Raw genomic sequence first — 24,863 nt, forward strand, 5'->3', positions numbered from 1 at the left:
CGTGGTTCAGGCCGTTTCCGTTTAATAAGAACAATCAACGAACGGGTCAACTTGCGTAGCGTCTGGGTGCCCGGCGGTTGCCGCGTGCCCGGCACAATGCCGGTATGCCTGATGTAACGGTACGGCCGCGGCCTGAAGTAAGTTCAGGAGAGCGACGTGAATATTGCGCAAATCAAGGCGGCCCTGCCGCGCGAACTGATGGCTTCGGTCGTGGTTTTCCTCGTGGCATTGCCCTTGTGCATGGGGATTGCTATTGCCTCGGGCGTGCCGCCCGCAAAAGGATTGATTACCGGCATCGTGGGCGGCCTGGTAGTGGGCTTTCTTGCAGGTTCGCCGTTGCAGGTAAGCGGCCCCGCAGCCGGCTTGGCCGTATTGGTTTTCGAACTGGTCCGCCAGCACGGCCTGGCCATGTTGGGGCCTATCTTGCTGCTGGCCGGCGTTCTGCAGTTTGCGGCAGGCCGGTTTCGCCTTGGCTGCTGGTTCCGGGTGACGGCGCCCGCGGTGGTGTACGGCATGCTGGCGGGTATCGGTGTGTTGATTGTGCTTTCGCAGGTGCATGTAATGCTCGACCAGTCACCGCAGCCGTCGGGTGTGGCCAACTTGCTGCAATTTCCCGGCGCGGTCAGCGAGGCCATGCCGGCCCTTGGTGGTGGCCTGGGTTGGCAAGCCGGGATGCTCGGCGTGCTCACCATTGCCATCATGTGGGCGTGGGAAAAGCTACGCCCTGCCCGCCTGCGATTCGTACCGGGTGCCTTGCTGGGTGTAGCCACGGCGACGGCGCTCAGTATTATTCTCCCGCTGCAGGTAAAGCGTGTGGAAGTGCCCGCCAACCTTGCCGATGCCATCGACCTGCTCAAGCCGGCCGACTTGATGGCCCTGGCGGACCCTACCCTCTTGATTGCCGCTGTTGCCTTGGCTTTTATTGCCAGCGCGGAAACATTGCTATCGGCAGCCGCAGTAGATCGCATGCACAGTGGAGTGCGGTCGGATTTCGACCGTGAGCTGTCGGCTCAAGGGGTGGGCAACATGCTCTGCGGCCTGCTTGGGGCCTTGCCCATGACGGGCGTGATTGTACGCAGCTCCGCCAACGTACAGGCGGGCGCGCAAACCCGCGCCTCGGCAATCCTGCATGGCCTTTGGTTGCTGGCGTTCGTTGTAGTGTTGTCCAGCGTGCTGCAGCAGATTCCAGTGGCCAGCCTGGCCGGTGTGCTGGTGTTCACCGGCGTGAAGCTGGTGGACTTCAAGGCCTTCCGCGGGCTGGGACGTTATGGGCGCATGCCGATGTTCACCTACGCCGCTACAGCGCTGGCCATCGTATTCACGGACCTGCTGACCGGCGTGCTGCTGGGCTTCGCCCTTACGCTGCTGAAGCTGGCGCTGAAAGCCGCGCGCTTGAAGATCGCCGTAGTACCTGCCGGCGAACGCCGGGTCGAACTGCGTCTCACCGGGTCGGCCACCTTTCTGAAAGTACCCGCGCTAACGAAAGCGCTGGGCACCATCGAGCCGGGTACAGAGGTGCATGTGCCGCTGGGCGGGCTGAGCTACATCGACCATTCGTGCCTGGAACTGCTGGAAGATTGGGGGCGGGCCAATCAGGCCAGCGGCTCCAGATTGATCATCGAAAGCCGCGGCCTCAAGCGCCGCGTCGAAGGCCGCCTGCGCACCAGCACAGGCTTGGGAGCAGGCGTTTAGAGCGCTCAGGCTACGTTGATCTCGATACCCAATTGCCTGGACAGGCAAGGCCAGCGTTTCCAGGCCGCGCCTGTCTCGGGGCTGGTGAGCTTGTCCTTGTACGCCTGAACGGTTTCCTGCTCGAACGCTTCGTCATCAAGCAGCTGGTCAATGGAGTGGTGCACCACTTCATCCAGCTCGTTCGCGAAGGGTTCGCCGATAAGGTTGTGAGCGATCAGGTTGGCCACGGTGGTATCCAGCGGAATCAACGGCTGGGCGAAGTGGCGGATATACAGGTCGTTTACCTCTTCCACCAGGCGGTGAGCCAGGTAGGCCTCGTCCAGCAGGCCGTCCAGGCCGTCATGGCCCGCGACCAGGGCCGGGGGCTGGAGGAAGTACTCCAGCGCGATATTCAGCACGGGCTGGATCTGCGCGCTGATGCCCGCATCGATCGCTACCTGAGCGGCAGCATCAATCAGGTCAGGCACCTGTTCGATATACGCATCGACGAAGCGGTGAAGGGTGGCCTCCGACTCGCTTTGGCCGTCATTCAGGCGAATGGAAGAGTGAAGGTCGGTAAGACGGCCATTCAAGAGGCCGGCAAGCTGGCCGGTTTGTGCCTCATGGTTGTGGGCACGCTTGATCAGCTCGCGCAATGCGGCGGTATTCATGTTTACTCCGGCTAATACGTTTGCGCAAAGCCCCTACGATAGTCGCCACCACGGTAGGGGTCAGATGAAATATTCATAACCCATCCGTGGTTATTTCCTTGAGTTATTGCAAAAAGCCATTATGGCTTCGAGAGTTCTAAGGGTGCGAGGCTTGCCCGGGGGCGTTGAATCCCCGTACCGTGTGGCATGCCTTTGGGAGCTGCTGAGATGACCCGCCTCGAAAAAGCCACCGCTGCCCTGATTGTAATTGTCGCCCTGGGGATCGGCTGGATGATCGAAAAGGCCATTAACCGCGACGGGCTGGACGAAAGTTCAGAGCTTCTGGAAGCTGGGGTTATCGTTCTTCCCCAAGGGCGCCCGATGCCTCGCCTGGACATGACCGATCAGGACGGGCACACCGTCGCGATGGACGGCCTTACCGGTACCTGGAGCGTGCTGTTCTTCGGCTATACCTTCTGCCCCGACATTTGCCCTACTACGCTTGCGCAGCTACGAGAGCTCGAACGCAAACTGCCTTCGGCATCCGCGCAGCGGCTACAGGTGTACTTCGTAAGTGTTGATCCGAACCGGGACACGCCGGCGCAAATGAAGGACTACCTCAGTTACTTCGACAAGAGCTTCAAAGGGCTGACGGCATCGGAGGCGGTGTTGACGCAATTTTCGACCGCAACCGGCATTCCCTACCTGCCGCCGGATACCACCAAACCCAATTACACTGTACAGCACAGCGGCAACCTGGCGGTCATAGGGCCGGACGGTCGGCTACGCGGGTTTATCCGCGCGCCGTTCGACACGGCCCTGCTGGTGAAGCGTTTGCCACAGTTGCTGGAAAGCGACTGACCTTCAGAAGGCTGGCAGCACCGCGCCTTTGTATTTATCCAGGATGAATTGCTTGAGTTCTGGGCTGTGCAGGGCCGCAGCAAGCTTCTGCATAGCTGGAGCGTCCTTGTTCTCCGGGCGAGCGACCAGAATATTCACATAGGGCGAATCGTTGCCCTCGATCACCAGCGCGTCACGAGCCGGGTCCAGTTTGGCTTCCAGGGCGTAGTTGGTATTTATCAGTGCCAGGTCTACCTGAGTGAGCACCCGTGGCAGGGTGGCGGCTTCGAGGGCGCGGATTTTAAGGTCTTTGGGGTTTTCGATGATGTCCTTCGGCGTGGCCAGGATGTCCCGCGGGTTCTGCAACTTGATCAAGCCTGCCGCTTGCAGCAACAGCAGCGCTCGGCCGCCATTGGTAGCGTCGTTGGGAATGACCACGTTGGCACCGCCCGGCAACTCGTCGAGCTTCTTGTACTTGCTCGAATACGCGCCCAGCGGTTCCAGGTGCACACCAGTCACGGCAACCAGGTTGGTGCCCTTGCCGTTATTGAATTCGTTCAGATAGGGCTGGTGCTGGAAGAAGTTGGCGTCCAGGCGGCCCTCAGCGACCTGAACATTGGGCTGTACGTAATCGGTGAATATTTTCACGTTGAGGTCCACGCCTTGTGCGGCCAGTGCTGGCTTCACGAATTCGAGGATTTCGGCATGGGGCACCGCTGTTGCGGCAACGGTAAGCGTTTCGTTGGCGTGTGCGGCCAGGCTGAGAACAGTGGCGAATGCCACCAGCAGTTTTTTCATGGTCAGTGCTCCTTCAAGCCGCCGAAGGATAAGGGCGGCTTTACTTTTATTTACGGGAATAATGAATCACCAGGCGGTCGCCGATGCTTTGCAGCACCTGCACCAGTACGATCAGCAACACCACGGTAACGATCATCACGTTGGTCTGGAACCGCTGGTAGCCGAAGCGAATGGCCAGGTCGCCTAATCCGCCCGCGCCCACCAGGCCCGCCATGGCGGTATACGAAACCAGTGTGATCGCCGTGACGGTAATGGCCGCGAAGATACCTGGCCGCGCTTCTGGCAACAGCGCGTTGAGGATGATCTGCCGGGTAGTGGCCCCCATAGACTGGGTGGCCTCGATAATGCCGCGGTCCACTTCTCGCAAGGCGGTTTCGACCAGGCGGGCAAAGAACGGCGTGGCGCCCACGACCAGCGGCGGAATCGCGCCTGCGATGCCCAGCGAGGTGCCGGTGATCAGGATGGTCAGCGGGATCATCACAATCAGCAGAATGATGAACGGGAGGGAGCGCAGTACGTTCACCACGAATGACAGCAAGGCGTACATGCCGCGTTGTTCGAACAGCTGCCGCGGGCCGCAGAGGAACAGCAGCACGCCCAGCGGCAAGCCGAGCAATACCGTGAACAGCAGCGAGCCGCCGAGCATCAGCAGGGTGTCGACTGTGGCAAGCCAGATGTCGCTCCAGTCGATGTTGGCAAAGAATTCAATCACCGCAATACCTCCATATGTACGTCCGCTTGTGCGAAGCGGGCGAACGCTGCGTCCATGTCGCCGCCCGTGATCGCCAGCGTCAGCTGCCCGTAAGGGGCATCCTTGATGCGGTCGATACGGCCAGCGAGGATGCTGTAGTCCACGCCCGTTTCCCGGGCTACGGTACCCAGCAGTGGTGCATAGGTGGCTTCGCCCTGGAAGGTCAGGCGCACGATGCGCCCTGGCACATGAGCGAAATCGTCGCGCTGCTCGCTTTCGTCGATCTGCTCGTCCTCCTGCACAAAGCGCTTGGTAGTGGGATGGGTGGGGTGCAGGAACACCTCGGCTACCGGCCCCTGTTCCACGATGCGCCCGGCATCCATCACGGCTACCTGATCACATACACGCCGGATCACGTCCATCTCGTGGGTGATCAACACGATAGTGAGGTTCAGTTCGCGGTTGATCTCGGCCAGCAGGCGCAGCACCGAGGCTGTGGTTTGAGGGTCCAGTGCGCTGGTGGCCTCGTCGCACAGCAGAATTTTCGGCTGGGTGGACAACGCGCGAGCGATGCCTACCCGTTGCTTCTGCCCGCCAGACAGTTGCGCCGGAAACTTGCGCGCATGTTCGCTCAAACCGACCCGCGCGAGCAGGCTGGCGACGCGCTTGTCGATTTCAGCAGACGGAAGTTCGCCCGCCAGGCGCAGCGGCAGCGCAACGTTGTCGGCCACGGTTTTCGACGCCAGCAGGTTGAAGTGCTGGAAGATCATGCCTACCTGCTGGCGCAGCCGGCGCAGGCGGTCTGCGCCATAGGCAGTCACGTCTTCGCCATCGACGAGGATGGTACCGCCGCTGGGCTGCTCCAGGCGGTTGATCAGGCGCAGCAAGGTGCTTTTGCCAGCGCCGGAATGGCCGATCAGGCCGAATACCTGGCCTGAAGGGATCAGTAACCGGGTGGGGTGCAAGGCGGGAATATCCCGGCCTGCCACCCGGTAGGTCTTGTGGACGTCTTGAAACTCGATCACGGGTCACCTGCGTGCCACGCACCCTGAGGTACGTATGGAGGGCGGTTGGCCAAAACCGCGCATTTTAGCCTGAGCAGGCCGCCGCATCAGTATTTCTTTCATGACGGGTTGCCGCAGCCGCTGCGATTCAACGGAACGGGCACCGCCCATGGTGAGTCACTAATCCACGAACCACCATGCGAAGCCCCGAACGGGCATAGCCAGCGAGGATACAACCACATGGCAACCGAAAGCGGAAAACCCAGCGAACTGGCAGGCACCGATGCCCCTGATCGGGCGAACACCAACGACAAGCTGGAACAACTTGAAGCGTTTCGTTCAGACGCCACCGGGCAGGCGCTGCGTACCAATCAGGGTGTGAAGATCAGCGATAACCAGAACACGCTCAGGGTTGGCCCGCGCGGCCCCTCGCTGCTTGAAGACTTCATCATGCGCGAGAAGATCACCCACTTCGACCATGAGCGTATTCCCGAGCGTATCGTGCATGCGCGGGGTTGCGCGGCCCACGGTTACTTCCAGAGCTATGGCTGCCATGCCAGCCTGACCAAAGCCGCGTTCCTGCAGGACCCGAACAAGCAAACCCCGGTGTTCGTGCGCTTTTCCACCGTGCAAGGCCCGCGCGGCTCGGGTGATACCGTGCGCGACGTGCGCGGTTTTGCGACCAAGTTCTATACCGACGAGGGCAACTTTGACCTGGTCGGTAACAACATGCCGGTATTCTTTATCCAGGACGCGGTGAAATTCCCCGACTTCGTTCATGCGGTCAAGCCCGAGCCTCATAACGAGATCCCTACCGGCGGTTCGGCGCACGATACCTTCTGGGATTTCGTGTCGCTGGTGCCGGAGTCCGCTCACATGGTCATCTGGGCGATGTCCGACCGTGCCATCCCCAAAAGCCTGCGTACCATGGAAGGCTTCGGTATTCACACCTTCCGGTTGATCAATACCGAAGGCAAGGCGAGCTTCGTGAAATTCCACTGGAAGCCCAAGCAGGGGGTGTGCTCGTTGGTGTGGGACGAGGCTCAGAAACTGGCAGGCAAGGACACCGACTACCACCGCCGGGACCTGTGGGAAGCCATCGAGATGGGCGACTACCCCGAGTGGGAGCTGGGTGTGCAGATCGTGCCGGAGGAGGACGAGCATAAATTCGAGTTCGACCTGCTCGATCCCACCAAGATCATCCCCGAAGAACTGGTACCCGTGACGCCGCTGGGCAAGCTGGTGCTGAACCGCAATCCGGATAATTTCTTCGCCGAAACCGAGCAGGTCGCGTTCTGCCCCGGCCATATCGTGCCCGGTATCGACTTCACCAACGACCCCCTGCTGCAAGGCCGGCTGTTCTCGTACACCGATACCCAGATCAGCCGCCTCGGCGGGCCGAACTTCCATGAAATTCCTATCAACCGCCCTGTTGCGCCCAACCATAACGGCCAGCGTGATGGCATGCACCGCATGACCATCGACCGCGGCCGGGCTGCGTACGAGCCGAATTCCATTGATGGTGGCTGGCCGAAGGAAACCCCGGCTGGCCCTAAAGACGGCGGGTTCGAGACGTACCAGGAGCGGGTGGAAGGCTACAAGATTCGCGAGCGCAGCGAATCGTTCGGCGATCACTTCTCTCAGGCACGGTTGTTCTTCCACAGCATGAGCGAGCCGGAAAAGGAACACATCATTGCCGCCTACAGCTTCGAGCTGGGCAAGGTCGATCGGGAGTTCATCCGCGCCCGGCAGGTGAATGAGATCCTCGCCAATATCGACCTCACCTTGGCCCAGCGCGTGGCGGCCAACCTGGGCTTGCCTGCGCCCACGGCTGGCACGGTTGACGTGAAGGAGCAGACCCTCAAGGCATCACCCGCGTTGAGCCAGCTGAACCTGCTGGTCGATAACATCAAGGGCCGCAAGATTGCGGTACTAGTGGCCAACGGGGTGGACGACCAGGCGGTAGCCAGCGTGAAAGCCGCGCTTGAAGCCGAAGGTGCCCATGCCAAGGTGCTAGGGCCTACCTCGGCGCCGGTGAAAACCGCGAGTGGCGCTCCATTGGCGGTGGACGCCTCCATGGAAGGGCTGCCCTCCATTGCGTTCGATGCGGTGTGGATTCCCGGCACCCAGCAGTCGGTACAAGCGATGAGCACTGATGGCGTGGCGCTGCACTATGTGCTGGAAGCCTATAAACACCTCAAGGCGATTGGCGTAAGCGACCAGGCCAGGGCGCTGATCGACCAGCTCAAGCTGGAAGAGGATGCAGGCTTGTTGATCGGCGACAACAAGGTCGCGGATTTCATCGCCGCGATCAAGCAGCACCGGGTATGGGCGCGGGAGCCGAAGGCCAAGGCCGTTCCAGCCTGACCGATAGCAGCCAGGCCGGGCCCTGTCGCTACGATCAGGGCTTGGCCGGGCTTAGGATGATCATCGCCGGCTGGTGCTGTTCAATGCGGTGGCCCAGCTTCCACTGCAGGCCTGGCGCACGGCGGTTAACCCGGGTACGGATCAGGGTTCCGAGCCAGGGGATATCGGCCTGGCGCGGCGCCTGCACCACCACGTCACAGTGATAATTCACGATATCAGTCGTGATGTCGTCCAGCTGCGCCCACAACTGATGCAGGTCGCGGGTGGCCAGGGTGATCGGTGTGCTGTTGGCGGCCGGGTCGATCACCCTCGCCACTGGTTTTGCTTCGGCGGCCTTGAGGGCGGCCTCGGCTTTTTCCAGCTCTGCCTTGCGGGCCTGCGCGATGGCACCGTTTACGCCACCAACCAAAGCCGGCGCCTGAGGCATCAGGGAGCGCGCCCGGGCCAGTGCGGTGGCCGCGGCATTCACATCGCCTTTCTGCAGCACGATCTGGCTACGCTTGAGGTAGGCCTCGGCCAGCTGCCGTTGAAGGTTTTCCAGTTGCGGGTCGTCGGGCGTCTTCGCTTGCAACGCCGCCAGTTGGTCCTCGGCGGTGGCCAATTCATTGCTGGCAATGCTTTGCTGCAGTATTTCGACCGCGCTGGGTGGGGCCGGCGGAGCTTCCACCGGCGCGCTCTGGCACCCGGCGAGCGCCAGGGAAAGTGCCGCGATCAGCAGACAACCAGACATGAAAGGCTTCATTGCGCCACTCTCTTTATGGGCAAAATCGAGCAAGTCTACACGCCGGACGGTCGTGCGAAAAAGCCCCCTTTGCACGAGCGTCTCAGGCGCGGCGCGGCAGCGCATAACTGAGCAGGAACAAGGCAGCCGCGCACACCACGATCGAGGGCCCGGCGGGTGTGTCCTTGAACCACGAGGCTGCCAGCCCGCCACACACGGCCACTACACCCAGCAGGCTCGCCCCAAGGGCCATTTGCTCGGGTGAGCGAGCATGTCGCTGGGCGGCTGCCGCCGGGATGATGAGCAACGATGTGATCAACAGCACGCCCACGATCTTCATGGCCACGGCGATCACGATCGCGATGAGCAGCATAAGGCCCATGCGTAACGGCGCCACCGGAAGGCCCTCTACCCGGGCCAGCTCTTCGTGAACCGTGATCGCGATAAGCGGGCGCCAGAGCACGAACAGCAGCACAAGGACCAGGGCGCTGCCGCCCAGTATCCAGCCAAGGTCGGTGGCGTTCATGGCCAGCAGATCCCCGAACAGGTACCCCATGAGGTCAATGCGCACGTCGCGCATGAAGCTGAGTGCTACCAGCCCCAACGAGAGCGTGCTTGGCGCCAGTATGCCCAGCAGCGTGTCGGACGCCAAAGGCTGGCGCTGTTGCAAGGTCACCAGCACGACCGCCAGCAGCAGGCAGCCGGCCGTGACCGCCAGTGTGGGGCTTACTTGCAAGGCCAGGCCCAGCGCCACGCCCAGCAGCGCGGCGTGGGACAAGGTGTCGCCGAAATAAGCCATTCGCCGCCATACCACAAAAGAACCCAGCGGGCCGGCCACTACCGCCAGGGCCAGGCCGGCGGCGAGCGCGTAAATCAGGAAGTCATCCATGCTTGCACTGCTCCCCGTGCTGGTGGGCGTGCCCTTCTACCACTTCGCCGTGCAGCGTGTGGGCATGATCGTGATGGTGGTGATAGATCGCCAGCCCAGGCGCGTGTTCGCCGAACAATTCGATGAACGCCGGGTCGCCGCTGACCTGTTCCGGGTGGCCAGAGCAGCACACGTGGTGGTTCAGGCACACCACTTGGTCGGTGGTGCTCATCACCAGGTGAAGATCATGAGACACCATCAGCACGCCGCAGCCATGGCGGTCGCGCAAGCGGGTGATCAGCCGGTAAAGCTCCGCCTGCCCGGCGACATCTACCCCTTGCACCGGCTCGTCGAGCACCAGCAGTTCTGGTTCGCGCAACAAGGCGCGCGCCAGCAATACCCGCTGCATTTCGCCTCCGGAGATGGTTTGTACCGGCTTGTCGATCACCTGCGCAGCGCCTACCTCATCCAATGCGGCCTGGGCCTTCGCTCGATTGACGCCTGGGAGCAACCGCAGGAAGCGGACTACCGTCAGTGGCAGGGTTTGCTCGACCTGAAGTTTTTGCGGCATGTAGCCGATGCGTAGCCGCGGCCTGCGCCACACCGAACCGCTGGTGGGCTGCAACAAGCCGAGTACCGCTCGCACCAGCGTTGTTTTGCCAGCGCCATTGGGGCCGATCAGGGTCACGATTTCTCCCGGGCGCACGCGCAGGTCGATGCGCTCCAGGGTGGGTTGGCCGGCAAAGGTGACCGACACCTGGTCCAGGCGGATGAGAGCGTCGTTCATCAGGCCGCCTTGCAGCTGGCGCAGAGGCCCACCACCTCGACCGTCTGGGCCTCGACCGCGAAGCCGATACCGGCAGCGCCGTGGTTGATTGCCTCGCTGATGGGAGCGTCTTCCAGCTCCACTGCCACATGGCATACCCGGCAGATCAGGAACTGCCCCTGGTGTGCATGTTCGGGATGGGCGCATCCCATGAAGGCATTGAGCGACGCGATGCGGTGAACCAGGCCATTCTCGAGCAGGAAATCCAGCGCGCGATACACGGTGGGCGGTGCAGCGCGGCGGCCGTCCTGCTCACTCAATACGCCCAGGATATCGTAGGCTCCCAAGGGCTTGTGGCTCTGCCATACCAGTTCCAGCACGCGGCGCCGCAGGGCAGTGAGGCGCAAGCCTTTCTGTGCGCACAGTGTGTCGGCTTCCGTGAGAGCGGAATGCACGCAGTGGGAGTGGTCGTGGGGGCGGTTGGCCAGGGGCGTGATAAACATGAGCGGGACGCATCGGTATGGAGACGTTATTATGTTACCCCTTTCTGCGTCTGAAGGTGTCTACCGTGTCTCGGCTTTTTTCATGGGTTGCAGGCTGCATGCTCGGCTTGAGTATCAGCCCCTTCGCTTGCGCGGACCTGAACGTGCTGACCAGTATCAAACCGCTGCAGCTGATTGCCGCCGCGGTGCAGGATGGCGCGGGCACACCTGACGTGCTGCTGCCTCCGGGCGCATCGCCTCATAACTACGCACTGCGGCCCTCCGAAGTTCGCAAGCTGGCTGGCGCCGACCTGGTGTACTGGATCGGCCCGGACCTCGAAGGGTTCCTGCAACGCCCCTTGTCACAGCGCACATTGCCCAGCGTGGCGGTGCAGACCTTGCCTGGCTTGCACCTGCGCCACTTCAGCAAAGACAGCCATTCTCATGAAGAGGACGCCGACGAGCACGATCACGATCATCGGCCGGGCTCGCTGGACGCGCACCTGTGGCTCGATACCGTCAACGCCCGGGTGATTGCCGAAAAAATGGCCTCGGATTTTGCCAAGGCGGACCCGGCCAACACGCAGCGGTACCAGCACAACCTCGCCGCTTTTTCGCAACGCCTGGATCAGTTGGACGCCCGCATCCGTCAGCGCCTGGCCGGTGTAGCGGATAAACCTTACTTCGTGTTTCACGAGGGCTTCGATTATTTCGAACAAGCCTACGGGCTGAAGCACGCCGGCGTGTTCACCGTGGCGGCAGAGGTACAGCCTGGAGCAGCACACGTGGCGGCCATGCGCGCCAGGCTCACCGAGGCAGGGAAGAGTTGTGTGTTCAGCGAACCCCCGGCGCGCCCGCGGCTGGCCGAAACCTTGACCGCCGGTTTGCCCGTGCGGCTGGCCGAGCTGGACGCGCTGGGTGGCTTCGAAGAAGCGAGCCCGCAAGGTTATGAGCTGCTACTGCAGCGCCTTGCGGATAACCTTGCTGGCTGCCTCGAGCAGCTTTGAGTCAGAGTGCGAACGGCAGCGCCAGCGTGACGTGCTGGCGTTGCGCGAGGCGCTGTTCAAACTCTGCAGGGTCGTGAATCAGCACGTCACGGCCAGCGAAGGATTGCGCCGCGATCAGCCGCGACAGCCAGAAGCGCACACAAGCGATGCGCAGCATGACCGGCCACAGCTGCACTTCGGCGGGCGTAAAGCGGCGCAGCCGCGCGTAGCCCGCAAGCAGCGCATTGGCCAGGGGGGGTTGCAATTGCCCGTCGGGGCCAGAGCACCAGTCGTTCAATGTAATGGCCACGTCGTACAGCATGGGGCCCGCGCTGGCGTTGTAAAAGTCGATCACCCCGGTGAGATGGGTGCCTTCGAACATGGCGTTGTCGCGGAAGAGGTCCCCATGCAGGTTGGCCGTGGGCAGCGCAAGGATGGCTTCGCGGTGCTGGGTGATCTCCTTCAGGGCATTGCCAAGCAGCGTGGCAGGCTCGGGCGCCATGCCTTGCACCAGCCGCTCGCCTTCCTTGAGCATCCAGGTCATGCCGCGGTCGGTACGCCGGTGGAGGATTCTATCGCGGGTAGCCAGGTGCAGCTGCGCCAGAAAGCCCCCTACTTCCAAACAGTGCTGGGCGTTGGGCTCGGCGATGTGTTTGCCTGCCAGCCGGGGCTGCAGCAGGGCCGGCTTGCCAGCAAGTTGCCGCAGGGCGATGCCGTCGCGCGCGGGTATTGCGAAGGGCACCGGCAGCTGGGCCTGATGCAGCACTTCCAGCAGCTCGACAAAAAATGGCAAGTCCTGCGTGGGCCCGCGCTCCACCAGGGTAAGTACGAACTCACCCTTTTCCGCGCTTACGAAGAAGTTGCTGTTTTCGGTGCCAGCGGCAATCCCCTGGAAATCCCGCAGCCGGCCCAGGTCGTAGGCTTCAAGGAAGGTTTCGAGTTGCGGGCGCGACAGCGGTGTAAACACGGACATGTGGATTCAGGGCCTGAAGAGCCACCGGTAGCCGGCGGCTGAGGGTTAAATGAACGCGGGCGAGTTTACCACTTGAAGATTTCCCATTGGGGAATGAGCATGTCGGGCTGGTCGGAGCGGATGAAGTTGGGGCTGGTGCCGTCGGCGCGCACAAGGAAATACGGCTTGCCATGTTTGGGCGTTACCTTCACGGCATACAGGAAGCCGTTCTGCCGATACTCCTGGATAGTCTTGTCGCCGTCCTGGCGAATGGTAACGTCCGGGTCCGCCGAGGGCGCGTCGTCAGCGGCCATTGCGGCCATCGGCGCGGCAAGCAGCAGGCCGGTGAGCATCAAGCGTTTCAGCGTGCACATGATAACCTTGTCCTTTTGTGGTCCATTGAACCGGTATTCTAGCGCCGGCAACGTCCTAAAGGTTGATTCTGCTCATGACCCAAGCGCCTCTCGTTCTGGTAGACGGCTCGTCCTACCTGTACCGCGCCTTCCATGCCCTGCCCCCGTTGACCACGTCCAAAGGCTTGCCTACCGGCGCGGTAAAAGGCGTGTTGAACATGCTTCGCAGCCTGCGCAAGCAATACCCCGACAGCCCCTTCGCGGTGGTTTTCGATGCCAAGGGCGGGACCTTCCGGGACGAGCTGTTCGCCGAGTACAAGGCCAACCGGCCAAGCATGCCCGACGACTTGCGCGTGCAGGTGGAACCCCTGCATGCCTCGGTGAAGGCTAGCGGTTATCCCCTGCTGTGCGTCGATGGCGTGGAAGCCGATGATGTGATCGGCACCCTTGCTCGAATAAGCGCCGCGCAAGGCCGGCCGGTGGTGATCTCCACAGGCGACAAGGATATGGCGCAACTGGTGGACGAGCACATCACGCTTGTGAACACCATGACCGGCACGGTGCTCGACATCCCGGGTGTGCGCGAGAAGTTTGGTGTGGGCCCCGAGCACATCATCGACTTCCTGGCGCTGATGGGCGACAAGGTCGACAACATTCCTGGCGTACCGGGCGTGGGCGAAAAAACAGCCCAGGGCTTGTTGCTGGGTATCGGCGGCGGCTTGGCCGAGCTGTACGAAAACCTGGACAAGGTGCCAACGCTGGCGATTCGCGGGGCCAAATCGCTGCCCGCCAAGCTGGAGGAACACCGGCAGATGGCGTTCCTCTCCTACGAGCTTGCCACGATCAAGACAGACGTCATGCTGGACGTTACCGTTGACGAGCTGATGTGCGGCGAGCCGGACCGGGAAATGCTCGCGGCGCTGTATTCGGAGCTGGAGTTCAAGAGCTGGCTCGAAGAGCTCAAGCGCGACGCGCACGCCACCAGCGCACCATTGCAGTTGGCCGACGCGCCCCCGGCCGTAGAGCCTACGTACGAAATCGTGCTCGACGAGGTGCAGTTCGAGCTGTGGCTGGAAAAGCTGCGCAACGCCGAGCTGTTTTCGTTCGATACCGAAACCACGGGGCTCGATGCCCAAGTGGCCGAACTGGTAGGGTTGTCCTTCGCGGTCCAGCCGCACGAAGCCTGTTATATCCCGCTGACGCACTCTTACATGGGCGTGCCACGCCAGCTCGATCGCGACACTGTGCTGATGGCGCTCAAGCCGCTGCTGGAAGACCCGAACACGCTCAAGGTGGCCCAGCACGCCAAATACGACATCAATATTCTGGCGAACTGCGCGATCGGTGGTGATCTGGACGAAGGCATCACCGTCCGCGGCGTGGCGTTCGACACCATGCTCGAGTCGTACGTATTGGATTCCACCGCCACGCGCCATGACATGGACAGCCTGGCGGCGAAATACCTGAACCACCAGACCATTCTGTTCACCGATGTTGCCGGCAAGGGCGCCAAGCAGGTCACATTTGACCAGGTGCCGCTGGAGCAGGCCGGGCCGTACGCTGCCGAGGATGCGGACGTTACGCTGCGGCTGCATCAAACCCTCGCGCCTCGCCTGGCGGCTGTGCCTAGCGTGGAAAGCGTATTGCACGATATTGAAATGCCGTTGGTCCCCGTGCTGGCCCGGATGGAGCGCACCGGTGCCTTGGTGGACGCGAGCCTGCTGGCCATACAAAGCGCAGAGTTGGGCGAAAAGCTGGTGGCGCTGGAGCACGAGGCCTATGCCATCGCCGGGGAGGAATTCAACCTCGGCTCTCCCAAGCAGTTGGGCGTGATCCTTTACGAAAAACTGGGTATGCCGGTTATCAGCAAAACCGCCAAGGGGCAGGCCTCCACAGCCGAAGCCGTGTTGGCCGAGCTGGCTGAGCAGGATTACCCCCTGCCGCGCGTACTGATGCAGTACCGAACGCTGAGCAAGCTCAAAAGCACCTATACCGACAAGCTGCCCGAACAGATCAACCCTCGCACCGGGCGGATTCACACCTCGTATCAGCAAGCAGTAGCCGCGACCGGGCGTCTTTCATCAAGCGATCCGAACCTGCAGAACATACCCATCCGCACCGCCGAGGGCAGGCGCATCCGCCAAGCCTTCATCCCAGCGCCAGGGTACAAACTGCTGGCTGCGGACTACTCCCAGATCGAGTTGCGGATCATGGCCCACCTGGCCCGCGATGAAGGCTTGCTACATGCCTTCCAGAACGACCTGGATGTGCACAAGGCGACCGCCGCCGAAGTATTTGGCGTGGAGCTGGACGCGGTCACCAATGATCAGCGCCGTAGCGCCAAGGCGATCAACTTTGGCTTGATCTACGGGATGAGTGCCTTTGGCCTGGCCAAGCAGATCGGCGTGGACCGCAAGCAATCCCAGGATTACATCGACCGTTATTTCACCCGCTACCCCGGGGTGCTGGCCTATATGGAGCGCACCCGCGCCCAAGCGGCAGAAAAAGGCTATGTGGAAACACTGTTCGGCCGGCGGCTGTATGTGCCGGACATCAACGCGAAAAATCCGGCCCTGCGCCGCGGTGCCGAGCGGGCCGCCATCAACGCACCGCTGCAAGGTACTGCGGCGGATATCGTAAAGCGCGCCATGGTGGCTGTAGACAACTGGCTGGCCGAATCTGGCCTGGACGCCAGGATGATTCTTCAGGTGCACGACGAACTTGTACTGGAAGTGCGTGAAGACCTTGTGCCGCTGGTGCGTGAGCAGATCCAGCCCCACATGGCAGGCGCTGCTGCGCTGGATGTGCCGTTGCTGGTGGAAGTAGGCGAGGGAAATAACTGGGATGAGGCGCACTGATCCGCTGATCAGATTATGAAACCTTGCCGTTATTGCGATTTATTAGCATCGGCAAGGAACTAAAGCTGTGAATTATTGCTCTGACGCTGTGAATGGCTGTGAAGCCCTTCATGCTCCTATGTTGTGTTAAGTGTTGGCAGATATCCGGCCCGTGCGAGCGGCCCGGAACTTGAACCCCGAACTTCTCCCTCCCCATATGAAGTTTGGGGTTTTTTTTGCCTTTTTTGCGCGTTACGCCTCTGCCGCTTCCTTGGGCAGCAGGTCCAGCCAGCCGGCCAGTACTTCATACGCCTCGTCGGTGCCGCTGCGCTTGGGGGCGGAAAACAATTGCGCGGTGACGCCGGTACCCCAGCCTTTGCGGATCTCGGTTTGCACCTTGAGCAGCGTATTTTTGGCGGCGCCGTAGGTAAGCTTGTCGGCTTTGGTCAGCAGGATATGCATCGGCATGCCGCTGGCGACCGACCAGTCGAGCATCATTTTGTCGAAGTCGGTCATGGGGTGGCGCACGTCCATCAGCAGAATGATGCCCTTGAGGCTCTCCCGGCTGCCCAGGTAGGCTTCCAAGTGTTTCTGCCAGTGCTGCTTGAGCGGGATCGGCACCTTGGCATAGCCATAACCGGGAAGGTCAACCAGGCGACGGTAGTCATCGAGCTGGAAGAAGTTAAGCAGCTGCGTGCGCCCCGGTGTTTTGGACGTTCGCGCCAGGCTGGCATGGGTAAGGGTATTGAGTGCACTGGATTTGCCAGCATTCGAGCGCCCGGCAAAGGCGACTTCAAAGCCTTGGTCGTCGGGGCACTGGTCGACTTTGGCGGCACTGAGCATGAAGGAAGCTTGCTGGCAGAGGCCAAGCACTGGGTTTTTGAACGACATTGGAATCCTGAGGGCGCAAGCGCCATGGCACATTGCGCGGCAGTATATCGTCTGAGCCGCCCTGCTGTCGTCGCCGTGCGGCAGGCCCTCGTAACAACTACGAATGCATTGTTACTTGCCATGCCAGCCGCAGCAATGTATTGAAGGCCATCCCTAAATGCCCAGGAGTTAAGCATGCGTAATCTGTTCATCGGCGCGGTAATGGCGCTGGCCAGCCTGTTCGGCGTCGCCGCCCACGCAGATGACATCCAGGCCGGCAAGCCGTACACCGTGCTTGAGAGCCCGGTACCGGTAGCCGAGCCAGGCAAGATCGAGGTTGTGGAGCTGTTCTGGTATGGCTGCCCCCATTGCTATGCCTTCGAGCCCACCATCAACCCATGGATCGAAAAACTGCCAGCCGATGTGCATTTCATTCGCATACCGGCCATGTTCGGCGGTATCTGGGATGTGCACGGCCAGATGTTCGTTACCCTCGAAATCATGGGCGTCGAGCACAAGGTTCACACCGCGGTGTTCGATGCCATCCACAAGGAACACAAGATGTTCAAGACGCCTGAAGAGATGGCGGACTTCGTAGCCACCCAGGGCGTGGATAAGGCCAAGTTCCTTGAAACCTACAATTCCTTCGCTGTGAAGGGCATGGTAGTCAAGTACAAGAAGCTGGCGGTGAATTACGGCGTAACGGGCGTGCCGACCATGATCGTGAACGGGAAATACCGTTTCGATCTCGGTTCGTCGGGCGGGCCTGAAGAAACGCTGAAAGTGGCCGATACGCTGATCGAGAAAGAGCGTGCGGCCAAGGGCGCCGGCCAATAACCCCCCCGTAATGCCTCTCTCGCACCCCTGCCCGGCAGGGGTGCGCTTATGCTCCGCTCCGTTCCTCCTGCGCGCCGGCCTCGTTTTCCCATGACAGATGAAGCCCAGCGCTGGAAAGAAAAATACCTCCAAAGCATCGAAGCCCAGGAAAAGCTCGAGCGTCGCTGGAATGCCCGGCTTGACCTGCTTCGTCAGGGGCTTGTGCGCAGCACGCTGGCCGCGGAGGGCTCGGACAAGGCGGTAGATGAGTGCATGAAGGAAATGCGCGAGGTTGTGCGCAGTGACAACATGGACGCCGGCCTCGCCAGCCTTATTCCTCGCCTTGAAAAGGCCGTGCTCGACTCCGAGCAGCGGCGTGAAACCCGGCTCGAGCAAGTCAGTACGGCGGTCAGCAAGCTGGTAGAGCAACTGCAAGCCCTTCCGTTACCGCGTGACGCCGCCAAACCCCTCAAGAAGTTCGCCGGTAGCCTGGACAAACGGCTGTCGCAGGGGCGTGAACTGCCCATTTTGCTGAGTGAGCTAAGCGCGCTTCAGGGCTATGCCCTGGCCCTGCTGGACCCGTCGTTGTCCGCCGCCAGGCCTGGCCTGCTGGAGCGCCTGTTCGGCCATCGTGAGGCGGACCCTGCCCCTCAGGCACCTTTATCGGTGGCGGAGCTGTCGCCCACGGTTGAGGCCGAGCCAATGCCTGTGCTCGCTTCGCCTCTGCTCGGGGGGCCGCTACCGTGCCCGGCCAACGATGAGCCGGAACTGGAAGACCAGCCACGGCTTCTGATCATCGAGGCGCCAAGGGAACTGCCAGCGCCAGGCCGCGATGAAATTGGCGCTGCGCAGCCGATCGCTGACGAAACGCCTCCTGACAACGGGCCTGATTCGCTGGCCCGGGAACCGGAAGCAGTGCCAGAGGCCCAGGCTGGGTTCGAGGAGCCGCCGCTCGCGCTGGAGCTTGCTGTCGCTGACAGTCCGGCGGCCGACATTGAAGCCTTCGCCCCGACCTATCCCCAGGCCCTGCAACTGGCCCCTATCAGCGTGCTGGACATCCTGCCCCTTCCCCGGGAAATGGCCGAAGCCTTTGCAAATGCCCCAGACGCCGAGCCCACCGAAGCCCAAGGCTTTGCGCTCGCGGTGAGCCACGAGCCTACCTACAGCTCGGTGGCCACTCACATCGAGGGTACCTTGTTGAAAATGCTCGATGACCTGGTGTTGCCGCAGAAGCTCCAGGAAAAAGGCGAATCCATGCGCGAGCGGCTCGAGCATGGTTTGAACTGGTACGAACTGCTGCCATTGCTGGACGATCTGGCGGTGATGATGCTGGCGATCAGTGATAACGGGCAGCAGGAACTGCAACGTTACCTGGAACAGATCAATGAACGCCTCGCCTGGTTTCACGGCCAGCTTCAGGAAGCGAGCCAAGGCCATGCTGAAAGCCAGGATGAAGCACGGCAGCTGGATACTGACTTGCGTGAGCAGGTGGGTGGGTTGCATGAAAGCGTGGCCGAAGTGGGTGATGCCGATGGCTTGAAGCGCTTGCTGGAGTCTCGATTGGACGGCTTGCTGGGTTCGGTGGACGAGCATCGGCGGCGCCGGGAGGCACGCGAGGAGGAAGTGGCCGAGCGTATGCGAGGGCTTTCCGAGCGGGTAGCGAGCATGGAACGCGAAGCGGAAGCCTACCGCGATGTGCTGGAAGAGCAACGGCAGAAGGCCCTGCTGGATCCGTTGACCGCGCTGCCCAACCGGGCAGGCCTCAATGAACGGCTGGAGCAGTTGGTGGCCCAGCGCGAAGCCCACGACACGCCTGCCCAGGTGGCGATCATGGACCTGGACCATTTCAAGTCGATCAATGACGGTTACGGGCACCTTGCCGGGGATCGGGTGCTGAAGATTGTTGCCGACCAGCTGCGCCGACAGTTGCGCGAGGGTGATTACCTGGCCCGCTTTGGCGGCGAGGAGTTCGTGGCGCTGTTCCCTGACTCCGCGCCTGAGGCCGCCCATGAGGTGCTGGAGAAGATGCGTCAAGTGATCGAGGCCTGCCCTTTCCACTTCAAGGGCATGCGCATCGTGGTGACGGTGTCGATCGGTACTGCGGCACTGCGCGCACGAGAACAGGCTGAAACTGCGCTCAAACGCGCGGATCAGGCCCTGTACCTGGCCAAGGATACGGGCCGTAACCGCATAGAAAGCGGCTGACCCTGCATCGACGCGGCAGGCATGTAAACTAACGGTTTTCTGCGGATGCCTTGTAAACCATGAACCTGCAAAACATGGCCTGGTTGGCCTTGGTAGCGCTATTGGCAGGGTGCGCCAACACGCTGCGCGTGGATACCAGCCACCCTTCCGCCAACTACGACAGCCGCGTTCAGTTCGTGGTGATGCACTACACGGCTGCGCCGCTGGACCGCTCGCTTGCGCTGCTCACTCACGGTGAAGTCAGTGCCCACTACTTGATCGGCGATGGCCCCGCCACGGTTTACCGCCTCGCGGATGAACGTTATCGCACCTGGCACGCTGGGGAGAGCGAGTGGGACGGCCGCACCTGGCTCAACTCCAGTTCGATCGGTATCGAAATCGTGAACCCCGGTTATCGCGATACGCCACAGGGGCGAGAGTGGTATCCGTACAGTGAGGCGCAGGTGCAAGCGCTTCTGGCCTTGCTCAAGGACATTCGCACCCGCTATCGCATCGACCCGGCCTACTTTGTGGGGCATAGCGACATTGCCCCTTTGCGCAAGCTCGATCCGGGGCCGCTGTTTCCCTGGCAACGCCTCGCCCAGGAAGGCTTCGGGTTATGGCCGGACGCTGGCGCGGTGAGCCGGGCACAACAGTCGTTCGCTCAGGCGCTGCCTGGCATTGCCTGGTATCAGGAACAACTGGCGAGGGTGGGTTATGCCGTGGTGCGCAGCGGCGAGCTGGACGTGACCACCCGCCACGTGCTCGCCGCGTTTCAGATGCACTATCGCCCAGCACGCTACGATGGGCTACCTGACGCCGAAACCGCAGCATTGCTCCAAGTATTGGCAGGCATGCGCGGCCAGCCTAGATAGGCAGGGCCATGTAGAACTGCGTACCCTGGCCGGGCCGCGAATATACGCCCATGCGCCCGCCGTGCAGCTGCACGATTTCCTTGCACAGCGCCAGCCCCAACCCCGCTCCGCCTTTCTTGCGCCCTACCTGCACGAAAGGCTCGAAAATCCGCCCCTGTTGGCCATAGGCAATGCCTTCGCCGTTGTCTTCGACGCTGATGATCACCCGCTCCGCATGGCGACGGGCCTGCAAACGGATATGCCCGTTGCTCGGGGTATGGCGCAGAGCGTTATCGATCAGGTTGTCCAGCACGCGGTCCAGCTGCGCTTCGTCGGCGTGCAGGCGCGGCAGGTTCTCGTGAGGCTCGATAGTGAGCTCTAGACCTTGCTCGGCCGCGGCTTCGCTGTAGCGGTCGCGGGCCCGGAGCAGCAAATCGTCGATTGAACACGGGCCTAGCGTCAGCTTTTGTAACCCACTCTGGTACCGAGAGAAGTTCAGCAGGTCGTTGATCAGCTGCACCAGCCGCTGCATTTCCTCGTTGACGGTTTTAAGCAGGTCCGCTTCCCGGGATTGGGCTTCGAAGCGCACGCGTTCCTGCAGCAGCCCGAACGCCATATGCATGCCGGTGACGGGTGTGCGCAGTTCATGGGAGGCACGCAAGACGAACTCGCTGCGCACGCGTTCGAATGCGCGCTGCTCGGTCACGTCGTGCAACACCATGACCGCGCCGAGGATGTCGCCTTGCACGTGGCTTACGGGTGTGAGGCTGTATGCCAGCAACCGCGTCTCGCCGTCCACTTCAAAGCTGAGGTCCTCGGGGGCGCGCTCCAAAGTGCCGCCGCGCAATACAGTGTGCAGCTGGGCGTCAAGGTCGGGGCGGCCCAGCGCAGCACCCAGGCTAAGCCCCTTGCGGTCGGTGTCCCAGCCGAGCTGGCGCTGGGCAACCGGGTTAAGGTGCTCAAGCAGCCCTTGGCGATCAATCATCAGCAAGCCGTCATCAATGCTGTCGAGCACAGCCTGCATGCGCTGTTGGCCTGCGATCAATTCATTCACATTGGTGGCTTGATGGTTGCGTAACGCCTCGGCCATGGACGCAAAGCGGTCGCTCAGCCGGTTCATCTCTATTGCGCCAGACTCTGGCAGCGCCACGTCATACCGGCCGTGGCTGATCTCGTCTGCGGCATTGGCCAAGGCCTCGATTGGCTCACCGAAGCGCCGCGCAATGCGGTGTGCCGTGATAAAGCCGACGCATAGCACGGCGATGCCTACCAGGCCCAGTAATGCGGATATCCATTGCGCGCGAGTGTGGGAGGCGTGCTCATTGGCGGTAATGCTTTCCAGCGAGGCTTTATACGCATCGATCAGATCGTTGCGCACGGCATTGAAGGCGGTACCGAGGGCCTTGTCCGCACGGGCATTCGCGCCTATGCGCATCACCTCGTCGAAGCGCTGCTGGAATACCTGATAGTGCTCGCCGATCTGCTCGAAATGCCTCAGTTGCTCGGGCGTACCTGTGGCTTTTGCCTGCTCCAGCGTTTGGGTGAACTGCCGCTCGGCTTGCTCGAATGCTTCAGGGTCTGGCGAGTCTGCCCATACGATAGATAACTGATCGCCCAGTAATTGGCGCAGGCGCAGGCCGCTTTCCAGGGTATGGAAGCTACCCTGCAACAGCGATTGCTGGCTGGAGGCCATTTGCATCACGCTCACCAGGCCCAGCACCAGCCCTACCAGCGCTACGGTAATGAGCGCTGAGATACTGAGGAAAAGCCGGGTCCGCAACTTCATCCACGGCATCACAGATTGTATTGCTTACGTTTGCGGTACAGCGTGGAGGCATCGATGCCGAGTGTCCTGGCTGCCTGGTCCAAGGTGTCGCTATTAGCCAGCACCGCGCCGATGTGCGCCTTTTCGAGCTCATCAAGGCTAAGCGCCGCGCCAACCCGAGGCGCGTTGTTCGTTGGCTGTTCGGCCATACCCAGGTGGCTGACTTCAACGCGTTCCTGAGGGCAGATGATGCTCGCCCGCTCGATCACGTTGCGCAGCTCCCGGATGTTGCCAGGCCAGCGGTAGTTCAACAACGCCGACCGGGCTTCCTCGCTGAACGTGCGAGCAGGGCGCGCATATTCCTTCACGAAACGGGCGAGGAAGCGATCCGCGAGGGTAAGGATGTCTTCGCTGCGCTCGCGCAAAGGCGGCAAATGCAAAGTGATGACGTTCAGGCGGTAAAGCAGGTCTTCCCGGAAACGCCCGTCCTTGACCATGTCTTCCAGGTTCAGGTTGGTGGCCGCCAGAATACGCACATCTGCCCGGCGGGTGACCGGGTCACCGACGCGCTCGTACTCCTTGTCCTGAATGAACCGTAGCAATTTAGGCTGCAGGGTGAGCGGGAAATCGCCGATTTCGTCCAGGAACAATGTGCCGCCGTCGGCCTGGTTTACTCGGCCGAGCGTGCTCTCGCTGGCGCCGGTGAACGCCCCCCGGCTATGGCCGAAGAGTTCGCTTTCCATCAGGTCTGCCGACAGTGACGGGCAGTTGATGGTGACACACGCTTTTTTAGCGCGCTTGCTCCACCCGTGGATAGCCCGGGCGAGTTCGCCTTTGCCAGTTCCCGATTCACCAAGGATCAGTATGTTCGCGTCGGTATTGGCAACCTGGCGAGCGGTTTCCAGCACCACCATCATGGCTGGGCTGTGGGAATCCAGGCCGTCCTTTGGCTTACGGATCTGGCCTTCCAGTGCTTCCAGGCGTTGCGACAGCTGACGCACTTCCAGTTGCTTGGCCGTGGCGAGGCGAAGCTGATCGGGGCTGCAGGGTTTTACCAGGTAGTCCGCCGCGCCGGCCTGGATCGCATCGACTGCCGTATCGACGGCCGAGTGTGCGGTCACAATCACTACACGCATCCAGGGGGCCAGGGTGCGCATTTGCGCAAGCACGTCCAGGCCGTTGTCCTCGCCCAAGCGAAGGTCGAGAAAACACAGGTCGAACACCTGGCGTTGCAACAACGCTTCGGCCTGGGCCGCGCTGCTCGCTGTGGCGACACTGTAGCCTTCGTCTTCTAGGCAGTAGCGGAAGGTGCGAAGAATGGCTGCTTCATCATCAACCAGCAGAATACGGCCTTGATGATCCGCACCAGATTCCATTTTCCTACGCTCCTTAAATAAAGATCTTCTCTTAGTCCGAGAATTATCGGGCAAGTTGCAATGTCAATTCTGAACGATTTCACCCCTCACAGGGTAGCGCTCACTTGCAGTGCCTTTGATCGAGGCTGGGTTACCCGTGAGGCATTACGTTGGAGGAAGCATGACGGGATATCACACGGCATTGGCGCGATACGCGTTCGCAGCCGCTTTAGGCAGCACCGTTGCACTGGGAGCGGCTACCGTGCGCGCCGATGCGCTGACCGATGCTCGAACCGAAGGCGCTACCGGCACAGCATTGGCGCTTAACCGGGAACTGGCCAATGAAAAGATAGAGGTGAGGGTGGCCGGTGCTCGTGTAGTGCTCAACGGCGTGGTGGCGAGCGAGCAGAACAAAGCCTTGGCGGCTGCGCTTGCAATAGCTGTGAGCGGAAGCGATAGCGTGGACAACAAACTTGCCGTCGACCCGTCGCTTGCGGAGCGCCCGCCGGTCAAATCCCCGCAGCAGATCGCACTGGATGACCTGACGCTGGCTTCGGCGATTCGCTCTCGCCTGGCCTGGAGTGTACCTACTACAGACGCACCGATAGAGGTGAGTGTGGATGGAGGCGTGGTAACCCTGAAGGGCCAGGCTATCACCGCGCAAGCCAAGGAATGGGCAGGTACGCTGGCGGCAAGTACGGATGGGGCCATAGTGGTCAATAACCTGATCAGCCTGCGGGCAGCGGATACGCGTACAAGTGAGGCCGAGAACCAGGCACGGCTACCGGACGAAGCGGTCAGTGATGCCTGGATCGCAAGCAAGGTGGCCCGCAGTTTTCAGTACGAGCGCTCGCTCGACGCCCTGCGCCTGGATGTGAAGGCCCGCGAAGGGATCATTACGCTTTCTGGTGAAGTGGATAGCCAGCCGCAAAAGGCGCACGCCGTCGCAATAGCGAGCCAGATCCGTGGAGTCAGAGGCGTGGACGCGGACCTGGTCAAGGTTGGGACCAGGGCGGCTTTATAGCCCGGCATA

General features: G+C 61.6%; 22 protein-coding genes. 9 read left to right on the plus strand and 13 right to left on the minus strand.

The annotated features are described in order from the left end of the window. Positions 1–198: 198 nt before the first annotated feature. Positions 199–1,692: a SulP family inorganic anion transporter gene (locus tag AC3Z8Y_RS00265; RefSeq protein WP_490090085.1), complete on the plus strand. Its 1,494-nt coding sequence runs from the start codon at positions 199–201 to the stop codon at positions 1,690–1,692. A gap of 5 nt (positions 1,693–1,697) precedes the next feature. On the opposite strand, the gene AC3Z8Y_RS00270 is transcribed toward AC3Z8Y_RS00265, so the two are convergent. Then, positions 1,698–2,342 carry a hypothetical protein gene (locus AC3Z8Y_RS00270; RefSeq protein WP_490087968.1) on the minus strand — a complete coding sequence of 215 codons (645 nt, stop codon included), beginning with the start codon at positions 2,340–2,342 and terminating at the stop codon, positions 1,698–1,700. 207 nt (positions 2,343–2,549) lie between these two features. On the opposite strand from AC3Z8Y_RS00270, the gene AC3Z8Y_RS00275 reads away from it, so the two are divergent. Continuing rightward, entirely contained in the window at positions 2,550–3,182 is a 633-nt protein-coding gene (locus AC3Z8Y_RS00275) for an SCO family protein (RefSeq protein ID WP_490087969.1), read from the plus strand. Between the two features lie 3 nt (positions 3,183–3,185). On the opposite strand, the gene AC3Z8Y_RS00280 is transcribed toward AC3Z8Y_RS00275, so the two are convergent. The 3 genes from AC3Z8Y_RS00280 to AC3Z8Y_RS00290 form a co-directional block, all read right to left on the minus strand. Next, positions 3,186–3,959: a MetQ/NlpA family ABC transporter substrate-binding protein gene (locus AC3Z8Y_RS00280; RefSeq protein WP_490087970.1), complete on the minus strand. Its 774-nt coding sequence runs from the start codon at positions 3,957–3,959 to the stop codon at positions 3,186–3,188. A 46-nt stretch (positions 3,960–4,005) separates the two neighbouring features. Continuing rightward, complete coding sequence (locus AC3Z8Y_RS00285) at positions 4,006–4,605, minus strand: methionine ABC transporter permease (RefSeq protein ID WP_181111293.1); 600 nt, start codon at positions 4,603–4,605, stop codon at positions 4,006–4,008. Between the two features lie 62 nt (positions 4,606–4,667). Then, on the minus strand, positions 4,668–5,675 hold the full coding sequence (locus AC3Z8Y_RS00290) for a methionine ABC transporter ATP-binding protein (RefSeq protein WP_490087971.1): 1,008 nt from the start codon (positions 5,673–5,675) through the stop codon (positions 4,668–4,670). A 219-nt stretch (positions 5,676–5,894) separates the two neighbouring features. Between AC3Z8Y_RS00290 and katE the strand changes: the two genes are divergently transcribed. Further along, the gene (gene katE / locus AC3Z8Y_RS00295) at positions 5,895–8,021 is read left to right on the plus strand and encodes a catalase HPII (protein ID WP_490087972.1); all 2,127 of its coding nucleotides are present in this window, start codon (positions 5,895–5,897) and stop codon (positions 8,019–8,021) included. Between the two features lie 34 nt (positions 8,022–8,055). Here the strand turns inward: katE and AC3Z8Y_RS00300 are convergent, their stop codons facing one another. The 4 genes from AC3Z8Y_RS00300 to AC3Z8Y_RS00315 form a co-directional block, all read right to left on the minus strand. Further along, positions 8,056–8,763, minus strand: a complete 708-nt coding sequence (locus AC3Z8Y_RS00300) for a PA5502 family lipoprotein (RefSeq protein WP_490087973.1) — start codon at positions 8,761–8,763, stop codon at positions 8,056–8,058. An 82-nt stretch (positions 8,764–8,845) separates the two neighbouring features. Further along, positions 8,846–9,631, minus strand: coding sequence for a zinc ABC transporter permease subunit ZnuB (gene znuB / locus AC3Z8Y_RS00305; RefSeq protein WP_181111241.1), 786 nt, complete (start codon positions 9,629–9,631; stop codon positions 8,846–8,848). Then, entirely contained in the window at positions 9,624–10,397 is a 774-nt protein-coding gene (znuC, locus tag AC3Z8Y_RS00310; protein ID WP_490087974.1) for a zinc ABC transporter ATP-binding protein ZnuC, read from the minus strand. Before znuC ends, znuB begins: the two co-directional genes overlap by 8 nt. After that, positions 10,397–10,879: a Fur family transcriptional regulator gene (locus AC3Z8Y_RS00315; RefSeq protein ID WP_490087975.1), complete on the minus strand. Its 483-nt coding sequence runs from the start codon at positions 10,877–10,879 to the stop codon at positions 10,397–10,399. The genes znuC and AC3Z8Y_RS00315 overlap by 1 nt, the downstream gene beginning before the upstream one ends. Before the next feature lie 65 nt (positions 10,880–10,944). Here AC3Z8Y_RS00315 and AC3Z8Y_RS00320 point away from each other — a divergent pair, with 65 nt between their 5' ends. Next, the gene (locus AC3Z8Y_RS00320; protein ID WP_490087976.1) at positions 10,945–11,865 is read left to right on the plus strand and encodes a zinc ABC transporter substrate-binding protein; all 921 of its coding nucleotides are present in this window, start codon (positions 10,945–10,947) and stop codon (positions 11,863–11,865) included. Between the two features lies 1 nt (position 11,866). On the opposite strand, the gene AC3Z8Y_RS00325 is transcribed toward AC3Z8Y_RS00320, so the two are convergent. Together AC3Z8Y_RS00325 and AC3Z8Y_RS00330 are read right to left on the minus strand one after the other, a co-directional pair. Then, positions 11,867–12,817: a homoserine kinase gene (locus tag AC3Z8Y_RS00325; RefSeq protein ID WP_490087977.1), complete on the minus strand. Its 951-nt coding sequence runs from the start codon at positions 12,815–12,817 to the stop codon at positions 11,867–11,869. A 65-nt stretch (positions 12,818–12,882) separates the two neighbouring features. Then, complete coding sequence (locus tag AC3Z8Y_RS00330; protein WP_181111246.1) at positions 12,883–13,170, minus strand: DUF2782 domain-containing protein; 288 nt, start codon at positions 13,168–13,170, stop codon at positions 12,883–12,885. 74 nt (positions 13,171–13,244) lie between these two features. On the opposite strand from AC3Z8Y_RS00330, the gene polA reads away from it, so the two are divergent. Beyond that, entirely contained in the window at positions 13,245–16,007 is a 2,763-nt protein-coding gene (gene polA / locus AC3Z8Y_RS00335; protein WP_490087978.1) for a DNA polymerase I, read from the plus strand. Between the two features lie 231 nt (positions 16,008–16,238). On the opposite strand, the gene yihA is transcribed toward polA, so the two are convergent. Next, entirely contained in the window at positions 16,239–16,877 is a 639-nt protein-coding gene (yihA, locus tag AC3Z8Y_RS00340) for a ribosome biogenesis GTP-binding protein YihA/YsxC (RefSeq protein WP_490087979.1), read from the minus strand. 174 nt (positions 16,878–17,051) lie between these two features. Between yihA and AC3Z8Y_RS00345 the strand changes: the two genes are divergently transcribed. From AC3Z8Y_RS00345 to AC3Z8Y_RS00355, 3 genes are all read left to right on the plus strand, one after another. Next, on the plus strand, positions 17,052–17,693 hold the full coding sequence (locus AC3Z8Y_RS00345; protein ID WP_490087980.1) for a thiol:disulfide interchange protein DsbA/DsbL: 642 nt from the start codon (positions 17,052–17,054) through the stop codon (positions 17,691–17,693). A 90-nt stretch (positions 17,694–17,783) separates the two neighbouring features. Further along, the gene (locus AC3Z8Y_RS00350) at positions 17,784–19,877 is read left to right on the plus strand and encodes a GGDEF domain-containing protein (RefSeq protein WP_490087981.1); all 2,094 of its coding nucleotides are present in this window, start codon (positions 17,784–17,786) and stop codon (positions 19,875–19,877) included. A 74-nt stretch (positions 19,878–19,951) separates the two neighbouring features. Further along, the gene (locus AC3Z8Y_RS00355) at positions 19,952–20,731 is read left to right on the plus strand and encodes an N-acetylmuramoyl-L-alanine amidase (protein ID WP_490090086.1); all 780 of its coding nucleotides are present in this window, start codon (positions 19,952–19,954) and stop codon (positions 20,729–20,731) included. Here AC3Z8Y_RS00355 and AC3Z8Y_RS00360 read toward each other — a convergent pair. Both AC3Z8Y_RS00360 and algB read right to left on the minus strand, forming a co-directional pair. Next, positions 20,724–22,496 (minus strand): ATP-binding protein, encoded by a 1,773-nt coding sequence (locus tag AC3Z8Y_RS00360; protein WP_490087982.1) that lies wholly within the window; start codon positions 22,494–22,496, stop codon positions 20,724–20,726. The genes AC3Z8Y_RS00355 and AC3Z8Y_RS00360 overlap by 8 nt on opposite strands. 8 nt (positions 22,497–22,504) lie before the next feature. After that, a complete protein-coding gene (algB, locus tag AC3Z8Y_RS00365) occupies positions 22,505–23,851 on the minus strand; it encodes a sigma-54-dependent response regulator transcription factor AlgB (protein ID WP_490087983.1) in 1,347 nt (448 codons plus the stop codon). A 160-nt stretch (positions 23,852–24,011) separates the two neighbouring features. Here algB and AC3Z8Y_RS00370 point away from each other — a divergent pair, with 160 nt between their 5' ends. Then, entirely contained in the window at positions 24,012–24,854 is an 843-nt protein-coding gene (locus AC3Z8Y_RS00370; protein ID WP_490087984.1) for a BON domain-containing protein, read from the plus strand. The last annotated feature ends 9 nt before the right edge of the window (positions 24,855–24,863 follow it).

This window comes from Pseudomonas sp. 3MAES_34.3B (assembly GCF_058145875.1).

Bases quoted from the DNA above. Each gene is read 5' to 3' on its own strand.
- AC3Z8Y_RS00265 (WP_490090085.1), top strand. From the start codon at position 199: ATGGCTTCGGTCGTGGTTTTCCTCGTGGCATTGCCCTTGTGCATGGGG.
- AC3Z8Y_RS00270 (WP_490087968.1), bottom strand. From the start codon at position 2,342: ATGAATACCGCCGCATTGCGCGAGCTGATCAAGCGTGCCCACAACCAT.
- AC3Z8Y_RS00275 (WP_490087969.1), top strand. From the start codon at position 2,550: ATGACCCGCCTCGAAAAAGCCACCGCTGCCCTGATTGTAATTGTCGCC.
- AC3Z8Y_RS00280 (WP_490087970.1), bottom strand. From the start codon at position 3,959: ATGAAAAAACTGCTGGTGGCATTCGCCACTGTTCTCAGCCTGGCCGCA.
- AC3Z8Y_RS00285 (WP_181111293.1), bottom strand. From the start codon at position 4,605: ATGCTCGGCGGCTCGCTGCTGTTCACGGTATTGCTCGGCTTGCCGCTG.
- katE (WP_490087972.1), top strand. From the start codon at position 5,895: ATGGCAACCGAAAGCGGAAAACCCAGCGAACTGGCAGGCACCGATGCC.
- AC3Z8Y_RS00300 (WP_490087973.1), bottom strand. From the start codon at position 8,763: ATGAAGCCTTTCATGTCTGGTTGTCTGCTGATCGCGGCACTTTCCCTG.
- znuB (WP_181111241.1), bottom strand. From the start codon at position 9,631: ATGGATGACTTCCTGATTTACGCGCTCGCCGCCGGCCTGGCCCTGGCG.
- znuC (WP_490087974.1), bottom strand. From the start codon at position 10,397: ATGAACGACGCTCTCATCCGCCTGGACCAGGTGTCGGTCACCTTTGCC.
- AC3Z8Y_RS00315 (WP_490087975.1), bottom strand. From the start codon at position 10,879: ATGTTTATCACGCCCCTGGCCAACCGCCCCCACGACCACTCCCACTGC.
- AC3Z8Y_RS00325 (WP_490087977.1), bottom strand. From the start codon at position 12,817: ATGTCCGTGTTTACACCGCTGTCGCGCCCGCAACTCGAAACCTTCCTT.
- AC3Z8Y_RS00330 (WP_181111246.1), bottom strand. From the start codon at position 13,170: ATGTGCACGCTGAAACGCTTGATGCTCACCGGCCTGCTGCTTGCCGCG.
- polA (WP_490087978.1), top strand. From the start codon at position 13,245: ATGACCCAAGCGCCTCTCGTTCTGGTAGACGGCTCGTCCTACCTGTAC.
- yihA (WP_490087979.1), bottom strand. From the start codon at position 16,877: ATGTCGTTCAAAAACCCAGTGCTTGGCCTCTGCCAGCAAGCTTCCTTC.
- AC3Z8Y_RS00345 (WP_490087980.1), top strand. From the start codon at position 17,052: ATGCGTAATCTGTTCATCGGCGCGGTAATGGCGCTGGCCAGCCTGTTC.
- AC3Z8Y_RS00350 (WP_490087981.1), top strand. From the start codon at position 17,784: ATGACAGATGAAGCCCAGCGCTGGAAAGAAAAATACCTCCAAAGCATC.
- AC3Z8Y_RS00355 (WP_490090086.1), top strand. From the start codon at position 19,952: ATGGCCTGGTTGGCCTTGGTAGCGCTATTGGCAGGGTGCGCCAACACG.
- AC3Z8Y_RS00360 (WP_490087982.1), bottom strand. From the start codon at position 22,496: ATGAAGTTGCGGACCCGGCTTTTCCTCAGTATCTCAGCGCTCATTACC.
- algB (WP_490087983.1), bottom strand. From the start codon at position 23,851: ATGGAATCTGGTGCGGATCATCAAGGCCGTATTCTGCTGGTTGATGAT.
- AC3Z8Y_RS00370 (WP_490087984.1), top strand. From the start codon at position 24,012: ATGACGGGATATCACACGGCATTGGCGCGATACGCGTTCGCAGCCGCT.